At 68.1% G+C, this 8,473-nt stretch carries 7 protein-coding genes; all 7 read left to right on the top strand.

Translation table 11 applies throughout. The features are described 5' to 3' along the window. Window positions 1-73: 73 nt before the first annotated feature. Window positions 74-982 (top strand): ABC transporter permease, encoded by a 909-nt coding sequence (locus tag AX690_RS09660; RefSeq protein WP_066680516.1) that lies wholly within the window; start codon window positions 74-76, stop codon window positions 980-982. Window positions 983-1,124: 142 nt separating this feature from the next. After that, complete coding sequence (locus AX690_RS09655; RefSeq protein WP_082769592.1) at window positions 1,125-2,000, top strand: ABC transporter permease; 876 nt, start codon at window positions 1,125-1,127, stop codon at window positions 1,998-2,000. Window positions 2,001-2,127: 127 nt separating this feature from the next. Next, window positions 2,128-3,285 carry an ABC transporter ATP-binding protein gene (locus tag AX690_RS09650; RefSeq protein WP_082769591.1) on the top strand — a complete coding sequence of 386 codons (1,158 nt, stop codon included), beginning with the start codon at window positions 2,128-2,130 and terminating at the stop codon, window positions 3,283-3,285. Between the two features lie 158 nt (window positions 3,286-3,443). Beyond that, window positions 3,444-4,196: a gamma-glutamyl-gamma-aminobutyrate hydrolase family protein gene (locus AX690_RS09645; protein ID WP_066680511.1), complete on the top strand. Its 753-nt coding sequence runs from the start codon at window positions 3,444-3,446 to the stop codon at window positions 4,194-4,196. Between the two features lie 17 nt (window positions 4,197-4,213). Further along, window positions 4,214-5,617, top strand: coding sequence for an aspartate aminotransferase family protein (locus AX690_RS09640; protein ID WP_066680509.1), 1,404 nt, complete (start codon window positions 4,214-4,216; stop codon window positions 5,615-5,617). After that, entirely contained in the window at window positions 5,614-7,011 is a 1,398-nt protein-coding gene (locus AX690_RS09635) for a glutamine synthetase family protein (RefSeq protein ID WP_066680507.1), read from the top strand. The genes AX690_RS09640 and AX690_RS09635 overlap by 4 nt, the downstream gene beginning before the upstream one ends. Window positions 7,012-7,086: 75 nt before the next feature. After that, a complete protein-coding gene (locus tag AX690_RS09630) occupies window positions 7,087-8,367 on the top strand; it encodes an FAD-binding oxidoreductase (protein WP_066680542.1) in 1,281 nt (426 codons plus the stop codon). The last annotated feature ends 106 nt before the right edge of the window (window positions 8,368-8,473 follow it).

Genomic DNA, 8,473 nt, shown 5'->3' with positions numbered 1-8,473 from the left:
AGCTCGCCCCCTCCGGCCCTCTGGGCCACCTCCCCCGCGTCGCGGGGGAGGATCTTGGAAAGCGGGGAGTGGAATGGAACAATCCTGGAAACAGGCCAAAGCCGTCTTCGCCGCGGCGCTGGGACCGCCGCTGGTGTGGCTGGTGCTGTTCTTTCTCGCGCCCATGGCGATCGTCTGGGCCTACAGCTTCGGCCACAACGCGGGCCTGACCGAGATCGAGATCACCGGCACGTTCCACAACTACGCCCGGGCGATCGAGCCGCTGTACCTGAAGATCTTCCTGAAGTCGGTGTGGGTGGCCGCCCTGACCACGGCCCTGTGCCTGGTGGCCGGCTTTCCGGTGGCCCTGGCCATCACCTTCGCCTCGGACAAGGCCAAGGCCTGGCTGCTCTTGCTGATCATGCTGCCGTTCTGGACGAACCTCTTGATCCGCACCTACGCCCTGATCGCCGTGCTGCGCACCGAGGGCTATGTGAACCAGGGCCTGGAGTGGCTGTGGAACGGGGGCAGCGGTCTGGCGGCGCTGGTCGGCCTTCAGCCTTTCGGCGATTTCCAGCCGCTGGGCCTGCTGCACAACAATTTCGCCGTGATCCTGGGCCTCGTTTACGTCCACCTGCCGTTCATGGTGCTGCCGCTCTATTCGGCGCTGGATCGCCTGGACAAGTCGCTGCTGGAAGCCAGCCTCGACCTGGGCGCCGGGCACCTGCGGACGATCTTCAAGGTGGTGGTTCCGCTGGCCATCCCGGGCATCGCCTCGGGCGTGCTGATCACCTTCATCCCGGCGCTGGGCGCCTATCTGACGCCGGACCTGCTGGGCGGGCCCGACAGCCAGATGATCGCCAACATCATCGAGCGCCAGTTCAAGCGCGCCAACGACTGGCCCTTCGGCGCGGCCATGTCGTTCGTGCTGATGTACCTGACCTTCATCGCCATCGCGATCCAGGCGGTCCTGGCGAAGAGAACGCCGGAGGCCAAGGGATGAGCGCCTTCAACCCGACCTTCCCGGCGAATGCCGGGACCCAGATTCAGCCTGAGCGATTGGGGTGTTCGCGCCTCTCGACCTGTTCCTCTGGTCCAAGGCCAATGGGTTCGATCTGGGCCCCGGCATTCGCCGGGGAAATCGGATGGGGGAAGGTGCTCCCATGACCAAACGCTCGCCCCCCGGTCCGCTGGAATACCTGCGCCGCTGGCCCATGCGTCTGTGGCTGGCCGCCGTCGGGATCTTCCTCTACGCGCCGCTGATCGCCCTGATGGCGTTCAGCTTCAACGACAGCCGGCGCAACATCGTCTGGAAGGGCTTCACGCTCAAATACTACGAGAAGCTGTTCGACAACTCGGCCCTGCTGGAGGCCTTCGCCAACAGCCTGACGATCGCGGCGGTCTCGACGGTGATCAGCCTGGTGATCGGCGCCCTGGCGGCGCTCGTTTTGTGGCGCTTCCGCTTCCCGGGCAAGACGGCCCTGGACGGCGCCCTGGCCCTGCCGATCGTGGTGCCCGAGATCTGCATGGGCGTGGCCATGCTGGTGTTCTTCGCCAAGGTCATGCCTTGGCCGCAGGGACTGCCATGGCCGCTGAACCTGGGCGCGATCATCATCGCCCACGTCTCGTTCTCGTTCCCGTTCGTGGCGGTGGTGGTGCGCGCCCGCATGGCCAGCTTCAACCGCGAGATGGAGGAGGCGGCCCGCGACCTGGGCGCCGGCGAGTTCCGCACCATCCGGGACGTGATCCTGCCGCACATGGCCCCGTCGCTGGTGGCCGGCGCGCTGCTGGCCTTCACGCTGAGCCTGGACGACTTCGTCATCACCTTCTTCACCGCCGGGCCCGACACGGTGACCTTCCCGGTGAAGGTCTATTCGATGGTTCGTTTCTCGGTGACGCCCGAGGTCAACGCGGCCTCGACGGTGCTGATCGTGCTGACCGTGCTGCTGACCGCGGCGGCGCTGAAACTGCAGGGCAACCCGGCCGCGACGGCGGGTCATGGGGCGGGGGATGCGAAATGACACTCCTCTCTCTTCCGATCTTCCCGGCGAATGCCGGGACCCAGATTCAGCCTGAGCTTTCGCCCTTCCTGGCTCCTTCCAGCCTTATGATCTGGACCCCGGCATTCGCCGGGGAGGTCGGGATTTTGTGTGCCGGGGGACATCCGCAATGACCGCGCCAAAACCCATCATCACCTTCGAGAACGTCACCAAGCGGTTCGGCAAGCTGGCGGCCGTCGACAACGTCTCGCTGACCGTCAACGAGGGCGAGTTCTTCGCGCTGCTGGGACCGTCGGGCTGCGGCAAGACCACCTTGCTTAGGATGCTGGCCGGCTTCGAGACCCCGACCGAGGGGCGGATCCTGATCGACGGCCAGGACATCTCGAACATCCCGCCCAACAAGCGGCCGGTGAACATGGTGTTCCAGTCCTACGCCGTGTTCCCGCACATGACCGTGGCCGACAACGTCGCCTACGGCCTGAAGGTCGACCGCGTGCCCAAGGCCGAGCGCGACCAGCGTGTGGCCGAGGCGCTGGAGCTGGTGCAACTGGGCGGCCTGGGCGAGCGCAAGCCCGACCAGCTGTCCGGCGGCCAGCGCCAACGCGTCGCCCTGGCCCGCGCCCTGGTCAAGCGGCCGCGCGTGCTGCTGCTGGACGAGCCGCTGTCGGCGCTGGACGCCAAGCTGCGCGAGCAGATGCGCACCGAGCTCTGCACCTTGCAGGAGAAGGTCGGGATCACCTTCATCATGGTCACCCACGACCAGGACGAGGCTCTGGCTCTCGCGTCGCGCTGCGCGGTGATGAGCAAGGGCGTGCTGCAGCAGGTGGCCACGCCCAGCGACCTCTACGAGTTCCCCAACAGCCGCTTCGTGGCCGACTTCATCGGCCAGGTGAACCTGTTCGAGGGCGTGCTGGCGGTCGACGAGCCCAGTCACGCGGTGATCAAGTCGCCGGACCTGCCGGTCGACATCTTCCTGGACCACGGGGTCACCGGCCCGCGCGGCGGCACGGCGTGGGCGGCGATCCGCCCCGAGAAGATCGAGCTGCACAAGAAGGAGGGCGACGAACCGCCGAACCTGGGCGACTGCCCGAAAGGCTTCAACGCGGTGGCGGGTGTCATCAAGCACGAGGCCTATCTGGGCGGCTCCTCGACCTACGAGGTCGAGGTTCTTACGCCCAATGGGGGAGGCCGGCGCGTGAAGGTCCAGCGCTCGAACCTGACCCGCTGGGACCAGGAAGACTTCAAGCTGGGCGAGACGGTGTGGCTGTGCTGGCACGCCTGCTCGCCGGCGGTGCTGTTGTCGTGACCCATGTCTAACCACAACCCGACCTTCCCGGCGAATGCCGGGACCCAGATTCAGCCTGAGCGCCCGATGATGTCGCGCTCGCTTGATGCGCCAGCCGGCCAGAGCTTGGCGCCTTCGATCTGGGCCCCGGCATTCGCCGGGGAAATCGGAGATCTAGGATGACCGCTCGCCCCGTCGCTGGAATCATCTGCTGCACGCGCACGGTCGGGGTCGAGCCGGCCCAGGCGGTGATGAGCCGCTATGTCGAGGCGACGATGGCCTATGGCGATGTGGCGGCGCTGCTGGTCCCGTCCCTGCCGGGAAGAATGCGGGCGGCCGAGGTGGCCGGGCGGCTGGACGGTCTGATGCTGACGGGCAGTCCCTCGAACCTCGACCCCGCGCTCTATGGCGAGGAGATCGGCGACGCGCCGGGCCCGTTCGACGCGGCCCGCGACGGCATGACCGCCGACCTGATCACGGCCATGCTGGACCTCGGCAAGCCGGTGTTCGGCGTCTGCCGGGGCTTCCAGGAGATCAACGTCGCGTTCGGCGGCACGCTGCGGCGGGACATGGCGGCCAACCCCGACCTGATCGCCCACCACGCGCTCGACGACGTCGACTTCAACGGCATGTTCGACCACCTGCACGACGTGAGCCTGATCCCCGGCGGCGTGCTGGCCCGCGCGTTCGGGGCCGAGGCGGCGATGGTCAATTCGGTCCACTACCAGGGCGTCGACCGGCTGGGCGAAGGCCTCGCCGTCGAGGCCCGCGCGCCGGACGGCGTGGTCGAGGGGTTCTCCGCCACCGTCAACGGCGCGCCCGTGCTGGCCGTCCAGTGGCACCCCGAATGGAAGCCGGCGCAGAACCGGCAATCGCAAATCTTCTTCGAAATCTTCGGACGCGCCCTCAGAGGCGCGCCGCTCGTCGTTTAAGACCCAGGAGCCTCAGTATGACCGTCCCCATCCGCAACCACGACGTCGCCGAGCTCAAGCGTCTCGACCTCGCCCACCACCTACCGGCCCAGGCCGACCACAAGGTCATCGCCGAGCTGGGCGGCAGCCGCATCGTGACCCGCGCCGAGGGCTGCTACATCACCGACGGCGACGGCCACCGTATTCTCGACGGCATGGCGGGCCTGTGGTGCGTCAATGTCGGCTACGGGCGCACCGAGCTGGCCGACGCGGCCTACGACCAGATGCTGGAGCTGCCCTACTACAACACCTTCTTCAAGACGACGACGCCGCCGACCGTGAAGCTGGCGGCCAAGATCGCCGAGAAGATGGGCGGCCGCCTGACCCACGTGTTCTTCAACTCGTCGGGTTCGGAGGCCAACGACACGGTCTTCCGCCTGGTCCGCCACTACTGGAAGCTGAAAGACCAGCCGCAGCGCAAGGTCTTCATCAGCCGCTGGAACGCCTACCATGGCTCGACCGTCGCGGGCGTGTCGCTGGGCGGCATGAAGCCGATGCACAAGCAGGGCGACCTGCCGATCCCCGGCGTCGCCCACGTGATGCAGCCCTACCAGTTCGGCGAGGGCTTCGGCGAGGATCCGGCCGCCTTCCGTGATCGGGCGGTCAAGGAGATCGAGGACAAGATCCTGGAGGTCGGCCCCGAAAACGTCGCGGCCTTCATCGGCGAGCCGGTGCAGGGCGCGGGCGGGGTGATCATCCCGCCGGACGGCTACTGGCCCGCGGTCGAGGCCCTGTGCCGCAAGTATGGCATCCTGCTGGTCTGCGACGAGGTGATCTGCGGTTTCGGGCGCCTGGGCCAATGGTTCGGCCACCAGCACTATGGGATCAAGCCGGACCTGATCGCCATGGCCAAGGGCCTGTCGTCGGGCTACCTGCCGATCTCGGCCGTGGGCGTGGCCGACCACATCGTCGCCGAGCTGCGCGAGAAGGGCGGCGACTTCATCCACGGCTTCACCTATTCGGGCCACCCGACCTGCGCGGCCGTGGCGCTGAAGAACATCGAGATCATCGAGCGCGAGGGCCTGGTCGAGCGGGCGCGCGATGACGCCGGCCCTTACCTCGCCAAGGCCCTGGCGCGACTGAACGACCATCCGCTGGTCGGCGAAACCCGCTCGCTGGGCCTGATCGGCGCGGTCGAGATCGTGCGGGAGAAGGGGACCAACCATCGCTTCCTCGACAAGGAGGGCGAGGCCGGTCCGATCGTCCGGGACATCTGCATCAAGAACGGCCTGATGGTCCGCGCCATCCGCGACAGCATCGTCTGCTGCCCGCCGCTGATCATCACCCACGCCGAGATCGACGAGCTGGTCGGGATCATCGGCAAGTCCCTGACCGAGGCCGAGCCCATCCTCCGCGCGCTCAAGCCGGAGGCGGCGGCATGAAGCCCAAGCACAACAAGGCCAAGCGCGACCAGATCCTGGATCGCGGCGTCTCGACGATCGAGGAGGCCAAGGACTGGTTCGCGCGCCAGCACATCGAGGAGATCGAGTGCGTGGTGCCCGACCTGGCCGGCGTGGCGCGCGGCAAGATCATGCCGGTGCGCAAGTTCCTCGGCACGCCGTCGATGAACCTGCCGCTGGCGGTATTCTACCAGACCATCACCGGCGACTTCCCCGAATTCGAGGGGGCGGTGAACGCGGTGCAGTCCGACACCGACATCTTCCTGACCCCCGACTTCGCCACCCTGGCCGCCGTGCCATGGGCGCAGGACCCGACGGCCCAGGTGATCCACGACGCCTTCCACCCCGACGGCCGCCCGGTCGAGGAAGCGCCCCGCCAGGTGCTGCGCCGGGTGCTGGCGCTCTATGACGAGAAGGGCTGGAGCCCGATCGTGGCGCCGGAGATCGAGTTCTATCTGGTCGACCGCAACACCGACCCGGACTATCCGCTGAAGCCCCCCATCGGCCGCTCGGGGCGTCCGGAAACCGGGCGGCAGGGCTATTCGATCAGCGCGGTCAACGAGTTCGACGCCCTGTTCGAGGACATGTACGAGTACTCCGAGCGCCAGGGGCTGGAGATCGACACCCTGATCCACGAAAGCGGCGTGGCGCAGATGGAGATCAACCTGCGGCACGGCCATCCGCTGGAGCTGGCCGACCAGGTCTTCATGATGAAGCGCACCATCCGCGAGGTGGCGCTGGAGCACGAGATCTACGCGACCTTCATGGCCAAACCGATGGCTTCCGAGCCCGGCAGCGCCATGCACATCCACCAGTCGATCGTCGACAAGAAGGGGCGCAACCTGTTCTCAGGAGAGAAGGGCGAGGAGACCGAGCTCTTCCACGGCTTCATCGCCGGCCAGCAGACCTTCCTGCCGGCGATCATGGCGATCCTGGCGCCGTACGTGAATTCCTACCGCCGCATCGCCAAGGACTCGGGCGCGCCGGTCAACACCCAGTGGGGCTATGACAACCGCACCTGCGGCCTGCGCGTGCCGCCGTCGGGCCCGGAGAACCGGCGGCTGGAGAACCGCATCCCCTCGTCGGACGCCAATCCGTACCTGGCGATCGCCGCCTCGCTGGCGGCGGGCTATCTGGGCATGGTCCAGGGCCTGAAACCCGCCGAGCCGGTCGCCACCGACGCCAGCGTCCGGGGCGTGGAGCTGCCGCGCAGCCTGTCGGAATCGCTCAAGCTGTTCGAGGCCTGCCAGCCCCTGGTCGATATCCTGGGCCCCACCTTCTGCGCCGCCTATGATCGGGTGAAGCAGGCCGAGTACGAGACCTTCATGCGCACCATCAGCCCATGGGAGCGGGAGTTCCTGCTGCTGAATGTGTAGGGCAGAGCATGAACCTTCTCCCCTAGGGAGAAGGGGGACCCGCGCCGAAGGCGTGGGGGATGAGGGGTTACAGTGGTGACCGGCGAAACCCCTCACCCCTACCCCTCTCCCTATGGGAGAGGGAACTGGTACGAGGCCACAGCTTTGGGGCCTCTCGACCTTCCGCCGCTCGAAGGCGATCACCAGATCGAGGTCTGCATCGTCGGCGCCGGCTTCACCGGCCTCGGCGCGGCCTTGGCGCTGGGCAGCCGGGCGATCGTCCTGGAAGCCGCTCACGTCGGCGCCGCCGCCACCGGCCGCAACGGCGGGCAGGTCCACACCGGCCAGCGGCGCGACCAGGCCTGGCTTGAAAAGACCGTCGGACAGGACGACGCCCTCGCCCTGTGGCGTCTGGCCGAGGACGCCCGCGCCCACTTCAAGACCCTGACCGACGCCGTCCCCTGCGACTGGCGGCCGGGCATGATCCACGCGCGCCACAAGCCGAACGGCGAGGCCGAGGACGCCGCCTATCTCGCGCTGATGGCCGAGCGCTATGGCTATGACCAGCTCGACCTGATCGGCGAGGCCGACCTCGCCCACGAACTGGGGACCGACGTCTACCACGGCGGCCTGATCGACCGCGGCGGCGGTCACGTCCATCCGCTGAAGCTGGCGCAAGGGATGGCCCGGCGCGCCCTGGCGGCGGGCGCCGTGATCCACGAGCACACCCGCGCCGAGGCCTGGCGGCGCGAGGGCGGCAAGATCGTCGTCGAGACCGCGCGGGGCCGGGTGACCTGCGAGCGGCTGATCCTCACCGGCGACGGCTGCCTCAACGCCATGGCGGGCGCGGCGCGGGCCCGGGTCATGCCGATCAACAACTTCATCGCCGTCACCACGCCGCTGGGGGCATTGGCCGACGCGATCATCCGCTCGAACGCGGCGGTGTCCGACAGCCGCTTCGTCGTGAACTACTTCCGCAAGACGCCGGACGGGCGGCTGCTGTTCGGCGGCGGCGAGAACTACCGCCCCGGCTTCCCGCGCGACATCGCCGGGATGGTCCGGAAGAACTTGGCGAAGGTCTATCCGCGCCTGGCCGAGGTCGAGATCACCCACGCCTGGGGCGGGACCCTGGGCATCACCATGAGCCGCATGCCGTTCGTCGGCGAGGTCGCGCCGGGCGTGCGCGTGGCCTCGGGCTATTCGGGGCAGGGGGTGATGCTGGCGCCCTATGTTGGCAGGCTGCTGGCGGAGGGGAGCGCCGAGGCGCTCGGCCTGCTGGCGCGGGTCCCGACGCCGCCATTCCCCGGCGGGCGCTGGCTGCGCTGGCCGCTGACCGTGGCGGGGCTGAGTTGGTACGCGCTGCGGGATCGGCTTTAGCGCTTAATCCTCCCCCTAGCGGGGGAGGCGGCGCGAAGCGCCGGAGGGGGAAGTGCTTGCAGATCTTGCCTCTTCCCCCTCCGTCGTCTCTTCGAGCCGACACCTC

The sequence above is a fragment of the Caulobacter sp. CCH9-E1 genome (assembly GCF_001556515.1).
GTDB lineage: Bacteria > Pseudomonadota > Alphaproteobacteria > Caulobacterales > Caulobacteraceae > Caulobacter.
This window is presented reverse-complemented; position numbering and strand designations above follow the sequence as displayed.

Bases quoted from the DNA above. Each gene is read 5' to 3' on its own strand.
- AX690_RS09660 (WP_066680516.1), top strand. From the start codon at position 74: ATGGAACAATCCTGGAAACAGGCCAAAGCCGTCTTCGCCGCGGCGCTG.
- AX690_RS09655 (WP_082769592.1), top strand. From the start codon at position 1,125: ATGGGGGAAGGTGCTCCCATGACCAAACGCTCGCCCCCCGGTCCGCTG.
- AX690_RS09645 (WP_066680511.1), top strand. From the start codon at position 3,444: ATGACCGCTCGCCCCGTCGCTGGAATCATCTGCTGCACGCGCACGGTC.
- AX690_RS09640 (WP_066680509.1), top strand. From the start codon at position 4,214: ATGACCGTCCCCATCCGCAACCACGACGTCGCCGAGCTCAAGCGTCTC.
- AX690_RS09635 (WP_066680507.1), top strand. From the start codon at position 5,614: ATGAAGCCCAAGCACAACAAGGCCAAGCGCGACCAGATCCTGGATCGC.